Source organism: Cupriavidus sp. CuC1 (assembly GCF_044627735.1).
Lineage (GTDB): Bacteria > Pseudomonadota > Gammaproteobacteria > Burkholderiales > Burkholderiaceae > Cupriavidus > Cupriavidus ulmosensis.
In genome coordinates, this window is the sequence record NZ_JBIUHC010000042.1 from 1 (window position 1) to 21126 (window position 21126).

Here is a 21126-nt window from a genome sequence, read left to right on the forward strand (position 1 = left end):
CCCAAGCGTGAGACGGACTGCGGAGGGTAGCGGCAATGAGAAGGGATCGCAATGCCAGAACACGAATGTGCTGTTTTAGGCATCTCAAAAAGAGCAAGCAACAGCAGACAGCAACCTATTGATTTGTCGTGGTAATTCCACGAAATCGCCCGGAAACCCGCATGAATGCTAGGGGCAGCTATCCCGGTAAAATGCACCGAAATCAAAGGGACACCTATAAGGCGCTTTCCCATGACGGAGTTTTCTACCCTGCTACAGCAGGGCGCATCCAATGCCTGGCTATTCATCCCCAGTGCAATCTTGCTGGGCGGGCTGCATGGCCTCGAGCCCGGCCACTCCAAGACCATGATGGCTGCCTTCATCGTTGCCATTCGTGGCACGCTGACGCAAGCGATTCTTCTTGGTCTGGCGGCGACAATTTCCCATTCCGCCGTGGTGTGGGTCATCGCACTGGGCGGGATGTATTTCGGGCAGCAGTGGAACGCGGAAACCAGTGAGCCTTACCTGCAAGTCGCGTCAGCCGTATTGATGGTCGGCGTCGCCTTGTGGATGATGTGGCGGACGGCGGCAGCAGCGTGCTTGCTTTCACGATCACGGGAATGACCACGATCACCACCATAACGAGGTGAAGCGCATCGACTCCGGCCACGGCGTCGTGCGGCTTGAGGTGTTCGAGGACGGTGTACCGCCGCACTTCCGCCTGCATCGCGAAAGCAAGTACGGCCATGTCTGGACGGCGGATCAGGTGGGGATCGAGACGGAGCGGACGGATGGCAGCCGTCAGTTGTTCACCTTCGTGCAGCGCGACGGCTTCGTGGAGTCCGAGCAAGAAATACCCGAGCCGCATGAGTTCGTCGCCCGTCTGCGCTTGGGTCATGAGCACCACAGCCACGACTATGACGTGGAGTTTGTCGAACACGACCACCATCATCACGCCATCAAGGACTATGAAGGGCTGGACGTGTCGGCACCTGGCTATCAGGATCCGCACGAGCTGGCGCACGCCAACGACATCCGCCGCCGCTTTGCCAATCGGGAAGTGACAACCGGGCAAATCATCATGTTCGGGCTGACCGGTGGGCTGATTCCGTGCCCAGCCTCGATCACCGTACTACTGCTGTGCCTGCAACTGAAAAAGATCGCGCTCGGTGCGACGTTGGTCTTGTCCTTTAGCATCGGTTTGGCGCTCACGATGGTGATGTCCGGTGCCTTGGCTGCCATGAGTGTGAAACACGTGTCCAAGCGGTGGAGCGGCTTCGGCGAGTTCGCCCGCAAAGCACCGTACTTCTCTGGCGCGATGATCCTGCTGGTCGGCTTCTATGTCGGCTACCAAGGCTTATACGCCTTGGTCTAGATAGTCGAAGCCGCCCTGGGCGGCCCCCGTGGTCGCCGACAACGACAGCACGGCGCAGAAGGCCGCCGCCAATATCGCCGGGTCGGTCGATCTGGCCAAGACCAGCATCGAGGCGTCGTTGCTGGTGGCGGTGGCGGGCCGCAATCTGCGGCTATCTGCTCTTGCGCGCCATCACCGTGCCAATGTGTTCCATTGTCGCGTTGCTGTCCGGCATGCGCGGCGGCGACCTGCGGCAGCGCCTGGCGCTCAACCGCAAGGACGAGTTCCGCATGGTCGAGGAAGGCTTTAACCAGATGAACGGCGAACTGACCACCCTGGTGGGTCAGGCCCAGCGCTCGGCTATCTAGGTCACCACCTCGGTCAACGAGATCGCCGCCACCGCGCGCCAGCAGCAGGCCACCGCCACCGAGACCGCGGCCACCACCACCGAGATCGGCGCCACCTCGCGCGAGATCTCCGCCACCTCGCGCGACCTGGTCCGGACCATGACCGAAGTCTCCGGCGCCGCCGAGCAGACCGCTGGCCTGGCCGGCACCGGCCAGGCCAGCTTGTCGCGCATGGAAGCCACCAGGCACCATGTGATGGAAGCCGCCGGCTCGGTCAATGCCACGCTGGCCACCCTGAACGAGAAGGCGGGCAATATCAACCAGGTGGTCACCACCATCGCCAAGGTCGCGGACCAGACCAACCTGCTGTCGCTCAATGCCGCCATCGAAGCCGAGAAGGCTGGCGAGTACGGCCGCGGCTTCTCGGTGGTCGCCACGGAGATCCGCCGCCTGGCCGACCAGACCGCGGTCGCCACCTACGACATCGAGCAGATGGTGCGCGAGATCCAGTCCGCGGTGGCGGTCGGTGTCATGGGCATGGACAAGTTCTCCGAGGAGGTGCGGCGCGGCATGTCGGAGGTGACCGAGGTGGGCGACCAGTTCTCCCAGATCATCGGCCAGGTGCAGTCGCTGGCGCCGCGGGTGCAAATGGTCAACGAAGCATGCAGGCCCAGGCCGGCGGCGCCGAACAGATCAACCAGGCGCTGATGCAGGTGTCCGAGGCCGCCCAGCAGACCGTGGAATCGCTGCGCCAGTCCAGCCAGGCGATCGACGAGCTGACGCTGGTCGCCAACGACCTGCGCACCGGCGTGTCGCGTTTCAAGATCTGAGCGCCCGGGCGCCGGCTCTCCACCATGAAGCTCTTCCTGCTATAGCGCATCGGCGCTGACCGATATGCGGTGCAGGCGAGAGCAAAATCCCGGCCGTGGCGGCTAAGAGGGCGCCGGCCGGAAGCGCGCAATCTGCGCTCGTCGGAATGTTCCGCTTTCGAAGAAGACCAACTGCCGCCCTCGTCGAGACTACACAAGCCTTCGTGATGTCAGCGCTCGCCGCGGTTCAGGCCAGTGATTTCTGCCTCGCGCATTATCCAGTCCCAGTCGATGTCGAGTTCGCTGTGGCAGCGCGGGCAAGCCACTGGCGGCGCCAGCCTACCGGAAACCGCATTCTGCAGTGTTTCCGAGTGGATGTGACCACACTTCTTGCACGTTAGGAAGATGGGGATGGGCGACTTCATACATGCCTCAACCGGGGTTCAAAATGCGGACAGGTAAATGGCGAGGGAGGGGTGCGCGTGGTGGGCGCGCGGCCTTCCTGATTCCTGCGGCGGCGGCGGCGGCGTCGGCCCTCCGCTTGTTTTGACCAGGGTCACCGGCACACGGGCGCGGCGTACCACCTTGCCGGCCAGCCCGCCGCCGAGCAAGGCGCCCAGGTGCGACCGCGCGGTGGTGCCCATGATGATGCCATCACACTGATTTGCCGTGGCGGCTCGGACGATGGTTGTAGCCCGGGATCCCACACCAATTTGCGCATCATAGGTCACGCCGGAGTCGTCCAGTATCTCGCATGCCCGCTGCAGCGCTTCCTCGCCCTCCTGCCGCTCAAGCTTGCGCAGTTCCGACAGAGAATGAAAGGCGGCCGCGCGCCCCATTTCCAATGGCTCCTGGACATTGAGCAGGACCACTTTGGCCACGCTATGTTCCCGGAACAAGAAAGCAGCATGACGAACAGCGCATAAGGCGCATTCGGTGCCGTCCACGGGGACCAGGATTGTCAGCATTTGGAATACCTCGCATCTGCACGAAGTCGTCGGGCCTATTCCGGCTCGGAGGTGCGTCCTCGGCGTTGAGCCTCTGTAATACATATAGAAGCCGCCGTGCAAAGATGGCATAAAGAGACGTCTGTCCGTGTATCCAAAGTGTAAAGAGGAACTGGGAGCTATCGGGATCGGGTCTCGTTGGCTGTTGTGACTAATCGAATTTGTGCGGGAGCCACCGGTTTGGCTGAAATAGCGCCACGTCAAGTGGAGTCGTCAGCATCTCGGCCTAGGGCAGAAAATGCCGCTCATGGCAAAGGTGAGCGCCAAGCAGATCGCAGCTAGGCGGTCAGAAAATCACTTTCCGACCAAAATCTATATACGTTCTTTACATGGACTGCAGCGTTTTCAACACAGTCTTTGTAGCGGCTTTCCTATATTGAGGCAGTCTCCCTTCGCAAAACGGAGGTTATCGTGGAAGCGATAGTGGTGCTGCTGATTCCGCTATTCGGTGCCGCGCTGTGGGCGCTGATCGCGGGCTTTCGCCGTCTGGAGCGTCGATCCCATGAACGCTGACCTGCTTTACTGGCTGGCGGGCGGCGTGACCATTGGCCTGTTCGTCTACCTCCTTTACGCGCTGTTCAATGCGGAGGATGTGGCATGAACTCCTCTCCCTTCATCCAGCTAGGACTCTACCTGGTTGCGTTGTTCGCGCTAGCCTTGCCGCTGGGCCGTTACCTGACCGCCGTCATGGATGGTCGCCTGAGCGCCCGCCATGGCTGGCTCAATGCCCTCGAACGCGGCATCTGCAAGCTGATCGGCACCAGCGCCGATGAAGACATGCCGTGGTGGCGCTATGCCGCCGCAATCGTGCTCTTCAACTTCCTTGGGGTAATCGCCGTCTACGCGCTACAGCGCGTGCAAGCTTGGCTGCCGCTCAACCCGGCCGGCATGGCCAATGTCGAACCCGGATCGGCTTTCAATACTGCCGTCTCCTTTGTCACCAACACCAACTGGCAGGGCTATAGCGGCGAAAGCACCATGAGCTACCTGACGCAGATGCTGGCGTTGACGGTGCAGAATTTTTTTTCGGCGGCCACCGCGATCGCAGTGGTGGTGGCACTGGTCCGCGGCTTTGCCCGCCGCTCGACCGCCGGTATCGGCAATGCCTGGCTTGATCTCGGCCGCGCCACCGGCTATGTGTTGCTGCCCATGGCATTCCTGATTGCCCTGTTTCTGGCCGGGCAAGGTGCGATCCAGAACTTCGATGCCTATCAGGATGTGAAGCTGATCGAGCCGATCGCCTACCAGCAGCAAAAGAACGACCCCAACGGCAAGCCCATGGTCGATAGCGCTGGCAAGCCGGTGATGGAGGACATGAAGACAGATAAGCAGACCATTGCCATGGGTCCGGTTGCCTCACAGGAGGCGATCAAGATGCTAGGCACCAATGGCGGTGGCTTCTTCAACGCCAATTCCGCACATCCCTACGAGAATCCGACTGGGGTGGCCAATTTCGTCCAGATGCTATCGATTTTCCTGATCCCGGCCGCGCTGTGCTTCATGTTCGGTGCCATGGTCGGCGATATGCGGCAGGGCGTGGCGGTGGTCGCCGCCATGACGGTGATCTTCGTCGCCATGTTTGCCGTGGTGCAGTGGTCGGAGATGCATGCCAACCCGCTGCTGACGCAGCTTGGCGTCGACGGCACTGCCGGCAACATGGAGGGCAAGGAGACCCGCTTCGGCATCACAGCCTCCAGCCTGTTCGCTACCATTACCACGGCGGCGAGCTGTGGCGCGGTGAACACAATGCACGACAGCCTGCTGCCCCTTGGCGGGCTTGTGCCCATGCTGCAGATCCAGCTTGGCGAAGTCGTATTCGGAGGGATCGGCTCCGGCCTTTATGGCATGCTGGTATTCGCCATTCTGGCGGTGTTTCTGGCCGGCCTGATGATCGGCCGTACGCCGGAATACCTCGGCAAGAAGATCGAATCCTACGAGATGAAAATGGTCTCGGCCGCGATCCTGATTACGCCGTTTCTGGTCCTGGGTGGCACAGCCGTCTCCGTGCTGGCCAAGGACGGCCTGGCAGGCATCCTCAATCCGGGTGCCCACGGCTTCTCGGAAGTCCTGTATGCCTTTTCCTCGGCCGCCAACAATAACGGCTCGGCCTTTGCCGGTCTGAGTGCCAACACGCCTTACTACAATCTACTGCTGGCGCCGGCGATGTGGTTCGGCCGCTTCGTACCAATTGTCGCTGTGCTCGCCATCGCCGGCAACCTGGCCAGGAAACCCCGTCTGGCTGTTTCGAGCGGCACGATGCCCACACATGGCGTGCTGTTCGTATTGTTGCTGGTCGGCACCGTGATCATGGTTGGCGCGCTCACCTACATCCCGGCCCTGGCTCTGGGTCCAGTGGTCGAACACCTGCAACTGTTTGCGCATTAGGACGCCGGCCATGAACGATACGACGAGGCCCGAACTGCAGTCGCAGGGTGGCCATACTACCGACGGCCGCACTTTGCGCTCGCTGCCTCTATTTGACCCGGTGCTGGTCAAGCCAGCTGTCGCGGAGTCTTTCCGGAAGCTGTCGCCGCGCGCGCAGCTCCGTAACCCAGTGATGTTTGTCGTTTGGGTGGGCAGTGTGCTGACCACCTTGCTCGGCATCCAAGCCGTCTATGGTCGCGGCGAGGCGCCCGCCGGCTTTATCTTTGCCGTCTCCGCCTGGCTGTGGTTCACCGTGTTGTTTGCTAACTTCGCCGAAGCGTTGGCCGAAGGCCGTGGTAAAGCCCAGGCAGCGGCTTTGCGCGGCAGCCGCAGAAACGTGATGAGCAAGAAGCTGGACCATGCCCGGCGCGATGCGCAGGTCACGGTGACGGACTCCATCAGCCTGCGCCGCGGTGACATTGTGCTGGTTGAGGCCGGCGAAATCGTGCCGGCGGACGCCGAAGTGCTAGAGGGCGTCGCCTCAGTGGACGAATCGGCCATTACCGGCGAATCGGCTCCAGTCATCCGTGAGTCCGGCGGCGACTTTTCCGCCATCACCGGGGGCACTCGCGTGCTCAGCGACTGGCTCATCGCTCGCGTGACCGCCAATCCGGGGGAGGCTTTCCTCGACCGGATGATCGCCATGGTGGAAGGCGCAAAGCGCAAAAAGACGCCAAATGAGATCGCTCTGACGATTCTCCTGGTGGCACTGACGCTTGTCTTCCTGATGGCCACCGTGACCCTGTTGCCGTTTTCGCTATATGGCGTGAACGCTGCCGGCAACGGCAGCCCGGTCAGTATTACCGTACTAGTGGCACTACTGGTCTGTTTGATTCCGACTACCATCGGCGGTCTGCTCTCCGCCATCGGCGTGGCCGGCATGAGCCGCATGTTGCAGGCCAATGTGATCGCCACTTCAGGGCGCGCGGTGGAAGCCGCCGGCGACGTCGATGTCCTGCTACTGGACAAGACCGGCACCATCACCCTCGGCAACCGCCAGGCAAGCGCCTTCCTGCCGGCACCGGGTGTGTCGGACCGGGAACTGGCCGATGTAGCGCAGTTGGCCTCGCTGTCGGACGAAACGCCGGAAGGTCGCTCGATCATCGTGCTCGCCAAAGAAGAGTTTGGCCTGCGCGGGCGCGAACTGCATGATGCCCACTTTCTTCCCTTTACCGCGCAGACCCGCATGTCCGGGGTCAATATTGGCGAGCGCCATATTCGCAAGGGGTCTGCCGACGCGGTGCGATCCCATGTGGTGGCCATGGGAGGTCACTACCCAGAGGGCGTCGCCGATCAGGTCGACCAGATCGGCCGCCGCGGCAGCACGCCCCTGGTGGTCGCCGATGGCCCACGCGTAATGGGCGTGGTCGAACTGAAAGATATCGTCAAGGGTGGCATCAAGGAGCGCTTTGCCGAATTGCGCGTCATGGGCATCAAGACAGTGATGATCACCGGCGATAATCGTCTGACCGCGGCCGCCATCGCCGCCGAAGCGGGCGTCGACGACTTCCTCGCCGAGGCCAGGCCGGAAGACAAGCTCAAGCTGATTCGTGACCACCAGGCCGATGGCAGACTGGTGGCAATGACCGGCGACGGCACCAATGACGCCCCAGCATTGGCCCAGGCTGATGTGGCGGTAGCGATGAACAGCGGTACGCAAGCAGCCAAGGAGGCCGGCAATATGGTCGATCTCGACAGCAACCCCACCAAGCTGATCGAGATCGTCGAGACAGGCAAGCAAATGCTGATGACGCGCGGCGCACTGACGACCTTCTCGGTGGCCAATGATGTGGCCAAGTACTTCGCCATCATCCCGGCTGCCTTCGCGGTCACCTACCCGCCACTGAAGGTGCTGGACGTGATGCACCTCTATAGCCCGGCCTCGGCCATCCTGTCGGCGGTGATTTTCAACGCTGTCGTCATCATCGCCCTGATCCCGCTGGCCTTGAAGGGGGTGAAATATCGGGCGCTGGGCGCCGATGCGCTATTGCGCCGGAACCTGTTGATATACGGCGTAGGCGGCCTGATCGTGCCGTTCGTCGGCATCAAACTGATCGATCTCGTGCTTGGACTCATCGGCGTCGCGTAGGCGCCGTGAGGCCAGGCCCAACTGAGTGGCGGAGAATTCGGCAAGGAGTCTTGATCATGAAATCCCTGATACGGCCGGCCGTGACGCTGTTCTTGCTGTTGAGTGCCGTGACGGGCCTGCTCTATCCGGCGGCGGTCACCGGCGTGGCGAAGCTACTGTTCTCCTATCAGGCAGCCGGCAGCCTGATCAAGCACGGCAACGAGGTGGTCGGCAGCGAACTGATCGGCCAATCGTTCAGTGGCATGCGCTACTTCTGGAGCCGGCCATCGGCCACCGCACCGATGCCTAACAATGCTACGGGCTCCAGCGGTTCAAACCTCGGTCCAACCAACCCGGCCCTGGTGGATGCGGTCAAAGCACGCGTCGAGGCAATCCGTGCCGCGCACCCGGCCCAGACAGGCGCGGTGCCGCTAGATCTGGTGACGGCCTCCGCTTCCGGGCTCGACCCCCATATCTCGCCGGCGGCGGCCTACTATCAGGTCGAGCGTGTCGCCAAGGCCCGCGGCTTGGCGACGGCCACAGTCAGGCAGTTGGTGGACCAGTATGTGGAGGGCCCCAGTTGGGGCATCTTTGGCGATAGCACCGTGAACGTGCTCAAATTGAATCTGGCTCTCGACAAGGCCTGATTGGCTTACCGGCAAGGTCTGGGGAATTCGGCCCTATGCCTGATTGGGGCGCCGTTTCCGGAACGAAGAGGTGGACCATGGACGCCGATCGCCCCGATCCAGACCGTCTGCTGGAAGCGCTCAGGGAGGACGAATTAGCCGCCGCGCGCGGCAAGCTGAAGATATTCTTCGGTGCCTGCGCCGGTGTCGGCAAGACCTACGCCATGCTGCAGGCCTGCCGGCAGAAGCAGGCCGAAGGCGTGAATCTGGTCATCGGCGCCGTGGAAACGCATGGCCGGGCCGAGACCGCCGTCCTGCTCGAGACCATGCCCGTGTTGCCGTTGCGCAAGATCGCCTACCGGGACCGGATACTGACCGAGTTCGATCTGGACGCCGCGCTGTCGCTGAAGCCAGCACTTATCGTGATAGACGAACTGGCGCACTCCAACGTTGTGGGAAGCCGTCACCAGAAGCGCTGGCAGGACGCGGACGAACTCCTGGCAGCGGGTATCGACGTCTACACCACGCTCAATGTGCAGCATATCGAAAGCCTCAATGACATCGTCGGATCGATCACTGGCATCCGCGTGCGCGAGACGGTACCCGACCGCGTGTTCGACGCCGCCGACGAGGTGACGCTTGTTGATCTGCCTCCCGACGAGCTCCTGATCCGGCTTGCTGTCGGCAAAGTCTATCTGGCCGACGCAGCCGAGCGGGCCACCAGGAATTTTTTTCGCAAGGGCAACCTGATTGCACTGCGGGAACTGGCGCTGCGCCGCACCGCCGATCGGGTCGATGCGCAGATGCAGGCCTATCGGGCCGACCGGGCCATCGGCAGCGTCTGGCAAGCCAAGGAGCGCCTGGTCGTCTGCATCGGGCCAGGCCAGAGTGGCGAGAAGCTGGTCCGCGTTACCGCCAGGCTGGCTGCCAAGCTACAAGCCGACTGGATCGCTGTGTACGTCGAGACGCCCGCACTGCAACGACTGCCGCCCGCTACGCGCGCGCGGGCGCTGAGCGTGCTCAAGTTGGCCGAGGAGATGGGCGCCGAGACCGCCACGCTGGCCGGCAGCGATGCCGCGGCAACGCTGGCAGCTTATGCCAAGAGCCGCAACGCCGGCAAACTGGTGATTGGCCATCGGCTCATACCCGGCTGGCGCCGCAAGCTACTACCCGGGCTAGCTGACCGGCTGGCGGAACGGGCGGCCGACCTGGACCTGCTTCTGGTTGGCATTGATGAGACGGCGCCGCCAGCCGACGAGCGGCGCGTCAAGATCGGCCAACTGGATTGGCGCGGCTACAGTGCGGCCACCGCCATTGTCGTGGCGACAACGGTAGTGACGGCTGGCCTGCTTTCGGTGTTTGAACTGGCCAACGTGGTGATGGTATTTCTGCTCGCGGTCGTGGGGGTCTCCATCCGCTACGGACGTGGCCCTGGCGCGCTGGCGGCGATGTTGTCGGTGTTGGGTTTAGATTTCTTCTTCGTACCGCCCAAGTTCTCCTTCACGGTCCATGACACCCAGTACTTCTTTACGTTTGCCCTGATGCTTCTGGTGGCTCTAGTGATTGGCCAACTGGCCGCGCAATTGCGCTTCGAGGCCAAGATTGCGCGCGTGCGCGAACGGCGGGCGGCCGAGCTAGCCGGCCTGGCGCAGCAGCTCTCGGCGGCATTGATCATCGAGCAGATTGTCGACATTGCCATCGACCGAATTGGCACCATATTTCACGCGAAATCTGCGGTGCTACTGCCTGACAGCCAGGACCGCATACGCGAACCTCACGAGGGGTCCGACCCCGCTGCGCTGGCGCTGACTGACAATAGTGTGGCGCAGTGGGTTTACGACCACCAGCAAGCGGCAGGCCAGGGCACCAACACGCTGCCGTCAGCATCTGCCCGCTACCTGCCGCTGAAGGCGCCCATCCGAACCCGGGGCGTGCTGGCAATCCAGCCGGCCGACACGGCGCTGTTCGATACACCGGAAGATATGCGCCTGCTCGACACCTGTGCCGCGCAGATTGCGCTGGCACTGGAGCGAGTGCATTTTGTCGAGGTAGCACAGGACGCACTGGTCCAGATGGAAGGCGAGCGGCTGCGCAACAGTTTGCTGGCTGCCGTTTCCCATGACTTGCGCACGCCGCTGACGGCACTGGTCGGTCTGGCCGATACATTGAGCCAGGATGATTTGCCGTTGGAAACCCGAAAGGAGCTAACCCTGGCCGTAGGCCAGAAGGCTCAGGGAATCGCTGAACTCGTCGGCAAACTGCTGGATATGGCGCGCTTGCAAGCTGGCGCAGTCAAGCTCAAGCGCGACTGGCAGTCGCTGGAGGAAGTGCTGGGCTCGGCCCGGCGCCAACTCGAATCGTTGCTGGCCAGGCACAAGGTCTCTGCCCGCCTGCCAGCCGAGCTGCCGCTGTGCGAATTCGATCCGGTGTTGATTGAAAGGGTACTGGTTAATCTCTTGGAGAATGCCGCCAAGTACACTCCGTCGGGTAGCGAGATAGTGGTGTCCGCCACCGTCGGTGACGGCAAGCTCCGCGTGACCGTGGACGACAATGGCCCCGGGCTGCCAGCCGGGCGCGAGGAAACGCTGTTTGCCAAGTTCGAGCGAGGCGAGAGCGAATCGGCCCAACCTGGCGTCGGCCTTGGCCTGACCATTTGCCGCGCGATCATCGAAGCCCACGGTGGCCGCATGCACGCCGAGAACCGCAGCGAGGGCGGAGCCCGCTTCGTCTTCACGCTGCCGCTCGGCACCCCACCCGCCGTTGCCGAGGCAGAGTCTTGAACACGCCCGTCTATTCGCTTCGTTAAACCGCACACGTATCATGAAAACCGCCGCCCGCATTCTGGTCGTTGAAGACGATGCCCAGATCCGCCGCTTTGTCTGCAATTCGCTGACCGCCGAGGGCTACAGCGTGTTTGAAGCGGAGACTGTGGCACGTGCGCTGGTTGAGGCCGCCAGTCGACAGCCCGAGCTGTTCGTTGTCGATCTCGGCCTGCCTGACCGCGATGGCCGCGAACTGATCTCGGAACTGCGCGCGTGGACGCTTGCCCCCGTGATTGTGCTATCGGCCCGAGACCGTGAAGAGGATAAGGTGGCGGCATTGGACGCAGGGGCCGACGACTACCTGATGAAGCCCTTTGGTGTGCCGGAACTGCTGGCTCGAGTTCGGGCGCAGTTACGGCGCAGCACCGTGCTCGCTGGCAGTGAACACGCCGGGATGGTGAGCTTCGATGAAGTGGCGGTGGATCTGGCGGGCCGGGAAGTGAGGCGCCAAGGTAATCTGGTACGACTGACGCCAACAGAATACCGCCTGCTGGTAGCCTTGATCAGGGGGCATGGCCGCGTGCTGACGCACCGCCATTTGCTGCTCGAGGTATGGGGGCCAAATAGCTCGGAGCGTGCTCACTATTTGCGAATCTACATGGGCAATCTGCGCCAAAAGCTGGAGGTAGACCCGGCAAATCCTCGTCACTTCATGACCGAACTGGGTGTGGGGTATAGGCTCGTTGGCCTGAGTTGAGCAGGATTGCCATGGCGGATGCACAAGACCCTGCGCACGAAGTGATTTAGGCAAGCAATGACATTCGCGAAATTCTGACCATTGGTTTTGGGGCTGCAAGGCCTTCTGTGGAGGGAGAGGATGCCGGCTGCGATGCGGAAGGGCAACTTGCGTCATGATTGACGCCATCGCTCTGCTCGTCGTGGCGGCGGCGGGATTCGCCTATCTCAATGAACGGATCACGCACCTGCCAATGACCATCGGCGTCGCGGCGATGGCTCTCGCATGCTCCCTTGTGTTCATGGTGTGCGACGGTCTGCAGATTGCAGACTTGCGCGATCCCGTATCCCGGTGGCTGTCTGCGCTCGACTTCAGTCAGCTACTGCTGCAGGGCATGCTCTCGTTCCTGCTTTTCGCGGGCGCATTTCATGTAGATGGGCGCAGGCTACGGCAATACGCATGGCAAATTGGCTTCCTGGCCGTCGTGGCAACGGCGGCCTCCGCGTTCCTGATCGGCGTTGCAACATACTGGGTGCTCCAAACGGCTGGTGTCCAGCTTTCGTTTGCCTACTGTCTTGTTTTTGGAGCACTTGTCGCACCCACCGACGCGGTCGCGGTCCTGGGGGCATTGCGTGGGGCAAAGGTGCCGGGGAACGTCGAGACGGCTATTGCCGGAGAGTCCCTGTTCAACGACGGGGTGGGCATCGTGCTCTTCACCATCTTTGCACAGATTGCCCTCGCTCCTGAAATGCCTTCAGCTCGGTCGGTCGTCGCCGATTTTTCTCGTGAGGCGTTCGGCGGTCTGCTGCTTGGTGGCGCGATTGGTGGCGTCACCTTCTTGATGATGCGGCGCATTGACCGCTATCAAGTCGAAGTCTTGCTGACACTCGCGGCCGTCGTCGGTGGATACGCTGTCGCCGCGAACATCGGCGTCTCGGGGCCTCTCGCGATGGTAGTGGCCGGTGTTCTGTTGGGTAACGAAGGGCGCGAACACGCCATGTCGGCTACCACGCGGGGAAACATCGACACGTTCTGGGAACTAATCGACGTTGCTCTCAACGCGATATTGTTCACGCTAATCGGTTTGGAGGCAGTCTCCGTACACGCCGGGACGCGAGCCTGGATTGCCATACCGGCCACAGTCCTGATCGTGCTTGCTGCCCGCCTACTGACCGTAGGTGTACCCGTCGCACTGATGAGCGCAGCCTTTCGGCTGCCAGCAAGGACCGCACCACTGTTGGTTTGGGCCGGCCTGCGCGGCGGCATCTCAATTGCGCTGGCTCTGTCTTTGCCACCCGGGCACGAGCGCGACATTGTCCTTATGTTGACCTACGGCAATGTTATCTTCTCCACCTTTACTCAGGGTCTAAGCATCGGATGGCTTGCCAGGCGTACCCAATTGCGATGATTCAAATGCCGCGCGTGCCGGTGGCGCTGCTAAAAGAAGCAAGTTGATCTTACCGTCACGGCACGTTCATCGGCAGCAGTACCATCTGTTTGCCTTGCAGGTGTAGCCGTGCCTGTAACTCGCCTGGTGTCTGGTTATGCAGCCAGGCCGTGAGAAAATTGACGTGCTGGAAGATCAGCTTGCTGGCAAAGCAGACGCTGTTCGGGTACTCGGCCGACACGGCGTCGACCAGCTTCATAAACTCGCGCACCGGATTCGTACCGAATGCCGCGCGGGAATCGGCCGCCAGGCCGTGGCGCTGGCAATTTGCAACGTAATAATGCAGTGACTCGCCAATCGCCTGCTGAAGGCGGTGCAGCGTTTCCTGGCCCTCGTAGCTCTGCGCATCGACCTCTCCTACGGCGAGGAAGATCATATTCTTGAAATGTCCCGGGAATAGGCGCTCGACAGAGCGGCGCATGCATGCTGACGCCCCGGTGTTTTCCCACCAGCACGATCGCGGTGGGCAAGCTGCGGTCGAGTGGCCGGACACTGTCGGCATTGACCAGCGGCGGGGTGCCGGCGAAGAGGGAATCTGCCTTGGCTAGCTCGGCGCGGGTTGCCGTGTAGTGCCGCTTGACGAAGACGCAAAGGGCAATCACCACACCCGTGACTAATACGGTCAGCCAGCCGCCGGCGGTGAACTTTTCCACCAGCGTGATCACCAGTACCGTGGAGGTGACCGCCAAGCCCAGCGAGGACAGGCCGAAGCGAACGATCCAGCGGCGCTCGCCGCGATGGCGCCACCAATAGATGCACAGGCCAAGCAGGGAGAGGCTGAAGGTCAGGAAGACATTGATGCTGTAGAGCACTACCAGCACCGCCACCTGGCCGCGCGTCCAGAGCAGGATCAGCAGGCTGGCCAGTCCCATGACGATGACGCCGTTCTGCCGCACCAGCCGGGCAGAGAGATCGCGGAAATGCCGCGGCACCCAATAGTCCGCCGCCATGTTAGACAGTACCGCTGGTCCATCTAGTGCAGTGTTCCATTCTGTTTGGAACTTAAGCGGCGGTTAGCGCGAATGACCTTCTGCAGGATATCGCGAGCGCTCTTGGTCCAGATGAACGGCTTGGGGTTGGTGTTGTGGTGAGCGATGTACTCATTGATGGCGTCGACCAGTTCCGGCACGCTGGTGAATACGCCCCGGCGAAGTCGCTCGGTTGTGATGTCGCGAAAGAACCGCTCGACCATGTTCAGCCATGATGCCGAGGTGGGCGTGAAGTGCATGTTGAATCGCGGATGCTTGGCCAGCCAGTCCTGCACCGCAGGATGCTTGTGCGTGGCGTAGTTGTCGGCGATCAGATGCAGCGTTTTGTCCTTGGGCGTCTCGCGGTCGATCTTGCGCAGGAATTTCAACCACTCGCTATGACGGTGGCGCTGCTGGCACTGGGCGATGACCTGGCCATCGAGCACGTTGAGCGCGGCAAACAGCGTGGTCGTGCCGTTGCGCTTGTAATCGTGCGTCATGGTGGCCGCGCGCCCCTTCTTCAGCGGCAGCCCGGGCTGTGTGCGATCCAGCGCCTGCACCTGGCTCTTCTCATCGCAGCACAGCACCAGCGCGTGCTCGGGTGGCGACATGTACAGGCCAACGATATCTTCAAGCTTCTCGACGAACTTCGGATCGCGCGACACCTTGAAGCCCCGCACGATGTGCGGCTTCAACCCGTGGGCGTGCCAATGCCGCATGACGGTGCTGGCGCTCACGCCCAACTCGGCGGCCATCTTGCGCGTGCTCCAGTGCGTGGCCGCCACGGGCTTGGCTTGAGTGGTCAGCTCCACCAGCCGCGCCGTGTCCACCTTCAATGGCGGCGCACCGCGTGGCAAGTCGCGTTCAATACCGGCCAGCCCCGATTGCGCATACCGCTCGCGCCAACGCGAAACCTGCACGCGTCCGATTCCCAACTGCTCGGCGATGTCCTTGTTCTGCATGCCGTTGGCGGCCAGCAGCACGATGCGCGCGCGCTGCGCCAGCCTCACGCTCGTGAGCTTCGACTGAACCAGCCGCGTCAACTTGGTTTGCTCCTCGTCGGTCAACAGGATCTCGGGGGCAACTCGCACTCGCTATCTCCACGCTTTGTCGCTGTAGAGCAATAGTCTCATATAAGTTCCACCAAGAACAGAACACTACACTAGGAAGCCTAGTCTGCGCCCCCACCAGCAGCAGGCCGGCCTCGGAAGCCAGTACCACCGCGAGCAGCGCGTGCCGGGACCATGCCGAGCCAAAGCCGAGATGGTCGATGATGCGGTCGAAGACCACGGCGTTCAGCGTCTTGCCCTCCACCGGCGATGCGTTCCACAGCATATACAGCAGGATGATCCCGCCCGCCGTGAAGGCCAGTGAGGTCGCCATGTAGAACATCGTCCACTTGCCATTCGGCACCCGCGGCTCGGCCAGCATGTTCATATTGTTCGATACCGCCTCCAGTCCGGTGTAGGTACCGCCACCCAGAGAGAACGCGCGCATCAGCAGCGCCGCCACCACGATCGGCCCCATTGCCTGCGACATGCCGGACGCCTCGCCGATGGCGCTGGGCACGACCGCGCCGAGATGATCGCCATACACGATCAGCCCGAGATGCAAGACCACGAAGGCCAGGAAGATGGGCATCAGCACCAGGATCGATTCCTTCATGCCGCGGAAATTGAGGCCGGTCATCATGATCACGATCAGCAGCTCGGCCGCCAGCTTGACGGATTGTGCCTCCACCGGCAGCAGGCTGAAGAACGCGTCGACGCCGCTGGCCGGCGACGTCGCGACGGTCAGCACGTAATCGACCAGCAACGCCGCCCCCGACACGAGTCCAGGGCGGGGTCCCAGTAAAGCGGTGGCCACGCGATAGCCGCCGCCGCCGGTCGGGAACAGTTCGATGACCTGGTTGTAGCCCACCGCAATGATGAAGACCGTGCTGGCGGTGGCGAGGGCTAGGAAGAGTGCCAGCGGCGTATGGGTGCCAAGGGCCAGGAATGCCTCCTCGGGCCCGTAGCACGACGAGGAAAGCCCGTCGGCACCCAGTCCTACCCAGGCCAGCACCGGCACCACGGCAATCGCGTGGCGGGTCCCCGGTGCGAGCGGATCGAGCGGCTGCCGGTCAGGCCTTTCCACCACTTTGTCAATATCGCCATGGGTGCCACCCAAATTGTTATTGCAGCGCAGCACACCGAGTGGCGCGTCGAGGCCGACGCCTGACGGCGTCGGGACGACAATGCCAGTGAAATGCTGAGGAAGCCCTTCGTGATTAATGTAGATAGCAAGCGTGTCCACCCCAAGCGTTTTACCACGCTGGCACCGCCCGGAAATTTATCAAACAACGGGACTGCGGTGACAATGCCTTGTAGAGCTTCTGGGACATTCGATCCCGCCGCACCACCGGGAGGTGCGATGGCCATGTCCACGAAACCCGCCACGGGCTTCGGCTTGTTGATGGAATTTTGATGCAAGCGGCAGGCATTGTTGCATCAAGTTGAGATCGGTCCCCCTACCATTAAGCCATCACCTGACTAGCCGCCCCTCCGTGGGCGCGAACGCCATGCAACAGTCGAGCCTGGCAATTGCCTTTGCCTCCATCCCGCGACGGCGTACTGGCCATGCTAGTGGATGCCCAGTGGCACCACACAAGGATGCCCCCGAAACTGCCAGCCGTTGGATTCGGCTACGCCTGGCTGTGACATCAAACCAGGTGCTTGCACTACGTCAGTGGCTGCATCGTGTCATCGGTCACTTAGCTCGCGTCTATGTTGTCGAGATTGACTGCCATCACGGTCAGGCCACAGTGCATATAGAGTTGGAGCCTGGGGCGCACGACGCTGCAATGCACATCATTGCGACTACCCTTCCAGCGGCCGGGTTCGGCACTGCCGAGGAGTTGATGGATGAACATGCGGCAGACTGGAGATGCCCGCATGGGAAGCGACGCCCTACCTGCCGAGCCCGACGCGGCGCGGCGCGGCGTAATGCAACGCTCTGGGGAATGAGGGTGCTAATGACGACGCCGACGCAATCCAATCAGGTGGCAGCGTCTGCGCAGAGCGGTTGCATAGAGACTACTTCCAGCTCGCGAGCAAGCACCGGTCAACAACTTCACTCACTTGACGTTTGAAACTGCAATGGACAGCAATCTCCACATCAAGCCATACAGAGACGGCTGGGATGTCATTCGCGAAGGCGCACGATATGCCGAATCGCACCATGCGACCCAGGAGAAAGCGATTGCCGCCGGTGCCGCGCAAGCTAGGCGCGAACAAGTCGAACTTGTGATCCACGCTCGCGGAGACCAAATATGTAGGCGCAATTGCTTCAGCCACGATCCGACTTGCATTCAAGGCTAATTCACTGAAGAGGCCCGCGTTGCAAGGATGTCGCATAATTTTTAACTTCCTACGCATCCATGCTGTTGGGCGCGCCGGGAGCCGGATGGGATCAATTCGGACAGCGAGGGCGCGCGGCTTCGCCTTGCTCTGCAATAGCCTGCGTCCGAAACCTATTCCCGAAGAAGCCTTCGGTATTTCGCAAACTTGCCAGCGGTCGCCATGAAACCATTGATCCACCACTTTCACTCCAACCCGCCGCACCACGGTACGCGGTACTACCTGGCGATCGCTGCCTGGCTGCTGGTACCGGGTCTAGCTTACGTCCTAACGGCGCTGATATCGGCGAGCCTATGAAGAAATGACTGGAGGCTCAGGACGGCCCTCGCGGCACTGTACCCGTCGTCCCAGTTCTCTGCCGGCAACACAACGACGATGCGCATTTCCTTCCCTGGTGCGTGCATGCGATTCATTGCCGGGTGTTTGTCCGCGTTAACGCAGATCCCCGCAGCCGAATGGAAGAGCATCCATTCGACCACGCGCCAAGATCCCGCCACTACCGCTACCACTGCCAACGAATCCGGCTCAGCCTGAGAGCCTGGTGGGCCGTGGTGCGGGCGTGCTAGGAAAGCTAGCATCAACCTTCCGAAATGCGCCTTTCATGAGCGCATTTCGGAGGCTCCCCAGGGCGGGGGTTGCTTTCAAGAAAACCTACTTCTCGGTGCTGCCCCCCTTGGTAAATCCGAGATGGACAGTTATGGTATCGCCGTTTTTGACGTCTTTCACGTCGTCCGCTGGAAAGTGCAAGTGAAGAGTGGGTCCGCCCTTGGTCTGGAGCGCAAACGTCCCTTTCTTGTGATCAATCTGTTTCACGGTTCCGGTCGTGTCATGTTCGCCCAGGATTCCCGGGGTATCTTTATGGGCAAAAGCCGATGTTGCCGGAATAGCTATCAACATCGCCACGATGACCGGGAACAGAGTCTTCTTCATAAGCTCTCTCTCCAATTCACTGAACTACGTTACACACGTGTAGGCGCTGTGCATCGGCGTGGAATTAACGCGCAGTCCGAATATCACCCGCCGTTCCAGTTTAGAGGCGACGCGCAACGACGCGCAAGGTGAATGTGAAGTCAATTTCACAATCCGCAATGAGCATCCCAATGACACAAGCCGAGCGGGCTCCCGTCCATCGTCAACTCCCGGTGGTAGGCGCAACGCCGGCCAAACGCGCGGGTTGAACAAGGTCTGCAGACCGACGACACCCCGCCCGACGCAGCGCACATATCCGTAACTGTTGGGCCAACCCAGAAGTAACTCCCGCCAAGTCGGCCTGCCGGGATTCCAGCGACCAATTGACGCATTTTCCGCGGCTGTCATGCTGGGTAACAATCCGCATCCCGAGTTCTGGTCTCCCTCCCATCTCCACCAAGGTTCGCCCTGCCAGCAGGCAGCAGTCGGCCCGTCGTCCTCACCTGCAGCATGAGAAGAACAAATCGATCCTGGTTCTTGCTTGGTTCACTTGCCGTCGCGGGTAACGTTTTCCACGTGGGTCAACGCCCAGAGCAGCTATTACCCGGAAACGACCAACTCAACCGGCAAGTATGGCGCCTATGCCCTGCCGAACCTGGGTATCGGGCACCAAATCGCTGACTGCCGAGGCTCAGCTAAAGAACGTCACCAACCGCTACCACGAGTATGTCTGGTGCGACGGGACTCACACCCTGCATTCCCCTGGGCCCGGGCGTTCGCTATTCGCTTCGCAGACGCTGAGCTACGAATGCTGCGCGCCAGGCTCCCTTCGACTCTTTGCGTCGCCGCGTTTGGGCGGTTTGCCGGGCAAAGTTCCGGCGGTCCAGTACTAGGTATGCTTCCGCACAGACGGTGGGGGCGCATGCTGTACTTCTTGCAATAGAATCAAAACGCAGAATATTTTTACTCCGAGGTACCTAACGTCAAGTCTACGCGTTCGCCGCCCGATTCGAATCACCGCGATCGCAATCGCCATGCTGTATGCCGCTGCCGCATGGTCGCACGCGCATCTCCAGCAGCAGACACCCGCTGCCGACTCGACGCAGCCCGCACCGCAGGAGGTGCGGCTCGATTTTTCCGAGCCGTTGGAAGCCGCCCTCAGTAAGATCGAAGTGAAGGATGGCGCCGGCAAGCAGGTCACGGCAAACAAGGCCGCCGTCGACGCCACTGCACCAAGGACCCTGCGTGTGCCGCTCGAAAGGCTGGCTCCCGGCAACTACACGGTCGATTGGAACGTGATCTCCATCGATGGACACCGTACCAAGGGGAGCTATCGCTTCACGGTGGAGTAATGGGAGACCTCGCAGCCACGTTGAGTTGGTGGTTAGGCGGTGGCGTGTCGGTGGTGCTTGCCGCCACACTCGGCGTCTGGTTGCTGTTGCCAACATTGCCTCCTCAATTGGCGCAGCATTGGATGCGAAGCTGCCTGTTGCTATTAGCTTGCGTTTTCCTGGCTTACCTCCCGGCTTCCACGCTGGCGCTGGCGGATGGGCCGGCCGGTGAACTCCTCCCCACGGTCTGGCTCGTGCTGTGGCATACACATAACGGCGCAATGTGGTTGCTGGGCGCTGTCGCCTTGATCGTCGCCGCTATTGCCATTTCAGGCGAGTCAGCGCGACCGGCGAGGAGTCGGCCGCGTGGCGCTATGGCTGCCAGCCTACTGCTGTTCGTGGGCGCGCGCGCTGCCACGGGTCATGCGGCCGAGGCTGGCACCTTCAGTGCGGTGGTACTCATACATGTTGTCCACATTGCCGCTGGCTGCGCATGGGCAGGGTGCGTGATGGCCTCGCAGGCGATACCACGGAGCGGGCCTGAATCCGATGTGTTATGGCAGACGGCCTTCCTGCAACGGCTGTCGCAGGTCGCCGCGCTGGCTCTGACCTTGGTTGTCGTGAGTGGCCTGTTCAACGTATGGCGAATACTGGACGCGGCGCAAGTCTCGTTCGGCACCTATGAGCAACGATTGACGTTCAAACTGACCGTCGTGGGACTAGCCGCGGCCCTGGGCGCGTGGAACCGTTGGATTGCATTGCCCCGCCTGCTGCAGGGCGGCGCGTCCGCCCGAAAACCGTTCGAGCTTAGCCTGCGCGCCGAGGCTGTTCTGCTGGTGTTGGTACTTCTACTTGCGGCTTGGCTCGGCTCGACCATGCCATCCAGGTAGTCGATCAGATGCCCGCACGGGAGCCGACGAACGTGTCCTGTGCCGCCGCGTGGCTTACGAGCAGGCCGAAG

14 protein-coding genes and 4 pseudogenes are annotated in these 21126 nt (G+C 61.7%); 12 read left to right on the forward strand and 6 right to left on the reverse strand.

The annotated features are described in order from the left end of the window. Positions 1 to 233 (reverse strand): hypothetical protein (locus ACGLHR_RS19180; RefSeq protein ID WP_400095875.1); only part of this gene is annotated, 233 nt, incomplete at its 3' end. Between ACGLHR_RS19180 and ACGLHR_RS19185 the strand changes: the two are divergent. Then, positions 232 to 1354: pseudogene (locus ACGLHR_RS19185) on the forward strand (nickel/cobalt efflux protein RcnA). The gene ACGLHR_RS19180 and the pseudogene ACGLHR_RS19185 sit on opposite strands and share 2 nt — an antisense overlap. 61 nt (positions 1355 to 1415) lie before the next feature. After that, positions 1416 to 2510, forward strand: a pseudogene (locus ACGLHR_RS19190) (methyl-accepting chemotaxis protein); the annotation flags it as partial. 422 nt (positions 2511 to 2932) lie between these two features. Here ACGLHR_RS19190 and ACGLHR_RS19195 read toward each other — a convergent pair. Then, complete coding sequence (locus tag ACGLHR_RS19195) at positions 2933 to 3457, reverse strand: universal stress protein (RefSeq protein WP_400095876.1); 525 nt, start codon at positions 3455 to 3457, stop codon at positions 2933 to 2935. 541 nt (positions 3458 to 3998) lie between these two features. Between ACGLHR_RS19195 and kdpF the strand changes: the two genes are divergently transcribed. The 7 genes from kdpF to ACGLHR_RS19230 all read left to right on the forward strand — a co-directional run bounded on the left by kdpF (position 3999) and on the right by ACGLHR_RS19230 (position 13520). Then, complete coding sequence (gene kdpF / locus ACGLHR_RS19200; protein WP_400095877.1) at positions 3999 to 4097, forward strand: K(+)-transporting ATPase subunit F; 99 nt, start codon at positions 3999 to 4001, stop codon at positions 4095 to 4097. Beyond that, positions 4094 to 5881: a potassium-transporting ATPase subunit KdpA gene (kdpA, locus tag ACGLHR_RS19205; protein ID WP_400095878.1), complete on the forward strand. Its 1788-nt coding sequence runs from the start codon at positions 4094 to 4096 to the stop codon at positions 5879 to 5881. The genes kdpF and kdpA overlap by 4 nt, the downstream gene beginning before the upstream one ends. A 10-nt stretch (positions 5882 to 5891) precedes the next feature. Next, entirely contained in the window at positions 5892 to 8009 is a 2118-nt protein-coding gene (gene kdpB, locus ACGLHR_RS19210; RefSeq protein ID WP_400095879.1) for a potassium-transporting ATPase subunit KdpB, read from the forward strand. 56 nt (positions 8010 to 8065) lie between these two features. Continuing rightward, positions 8066 to 8635 (forward strand): potassium-transporting ATPase subunit KdpC, encoded by a 570-nt coding sequence (gene kdpC / locus ACGLHR_RS19215; protein ID WP_400095880.1) that lies wholly within the window; start codon positions 8066 to 8068, stop codon positions 8633 to 8635. Positions 8636 to 8712: 77 nt separating this feature from the next. Beyond that, the gene (locus ACGLHR_RS19220) at positions 8713 to 11394 is read left to right on the forward strand and encodes a DUF4118 domain-containing protein (RefSeq protein ID WP_400095881.1); all 2682 of its coding nucleotides are present in this window, start codon (positions 8713 to 8715) and stop codon (positions 11392 to 11394) included. Between the two features lie 37 nt (positions 11395 to 11431). After that, entirely contained in the window at positions 11432 to 12133 is a 702-nt protein-coding gene (locus tag ACGLHR_RS19225) for a response regulator (RefSeq protein WP_400095926.1), read from the forward strand. 154 nt (positions 12134 to 12287) lie between these two features. Then, on the forward strand, positions 12288 to 13520 hold the full coding sequence (locus ACGLHR_RS19230; RefSeq protein ID WP_400095882.1) for a cation:proton antiporter: 1233 nt from the start codon (positions 12288 to 12290) through the stop codon (positions 13518 to 13520). A 55-nt stretch (positions 13521 to 13575) separates the two neighbouring features. Here the strand turns inward: ACGLHR_RS19230 and ACGLHR_RS19235 are convergent. The 3 genes and pseudogenes from ACGLHR_RS19235 to ACGLHR_RS19245 all read right to left on the reverse strand — a co-directional run. Further along, positions 13576 to 14536 (reverse strand): annotated as a pseudogene (locus ACGLHR_RS19235) (amino acid transporter); the annotation flags it as partial. Next, a complete protein-coding gene (locus tag ACGLHR_RS19240) occupies positions 14533 to 15618 on the reverse strand; it encodes an IS630 family transposase (RefSeq protein WP_400095883.1) in 1086 nt (361 codons plus the stop codon). The pseudogene ACGLHR_RS19235 and the gene ACGLHR_RS19240, both read right to left, overlap by 4 nt. 82 nt (positions 15619 to 15700) lie before the next feature. Beyond that, positions 15701 to 16683: pseudogene (locus ACGLHR_RS19245) on the reverse strand (amino acid permease); the annotation flags it as partial. A gap of 981 nt (positions 16684 to 17664) precedes the next feature. On the opposite strand from ACGLHR_RS19245, the gene ACGLHR_RS19250 reads away from it, so the two are divergent. Continuing rightward, positions 17665 to 17886 carry a DUF2188 domain-containing protein gene (locus ACGLHR_RS19250; RefSeq protein ID WP_400095884.1) on the forward strand — a complete coding sequence of 74 codons (222 nt, stop codon included), beginning with the start codon at positions 17665 to 17667 and terminating at the stop codon, positions 17884 to 17886. 690 nt (positions 17887 to 18576) lie between these two features. On the opposite strand, the gene ACGLHR_RS19255 is transcribed toward ACGLHR_RS19250, so the two are convergent. Beyond that, positions 18577 to 18855 (reverse strand): hypothetical protein, encoded by a 279-nt coding sequence (locus ACGLHR_RS19255; protein WP_400095885.1) that lies wholly within the window; start codon positions 18853 to 18855, stop codon positions 18577 to 18579. Between the two features lie 1013 nt (positions 18856 to 19868). On the opposite strand from ACGLHR_RS19255, the gene copC reads away from it, so the two are divergent. Further along, positions 19869 to 20186, forward strand: coding sequence for a copper homeostasis periplasmic binding protein CopC (copC, locus tag ACGLHR_RS19260; RefSeq protein WP_400095886.1), 318 nt, complete (start codon positions 19869 to 19871; stop codon positions 20184 to 20186). Further along, positions 20186 to 21055: a CopD family protein gene (locus tag ACGLHR_RS19265; RefSeq protein ID WP_400095887.1), complete on the forward strand. Its 870-nt coding sequence runs from the start codon at positions 20186 to 20188 to the stop codon at positions 21053 to 21055. Before copC ends, ACGLHR_RS19265 begins: the two co-directional genes overlap by 1 nt. Positions 21056 to 21126: the final 71 nt, after the last annotated feature.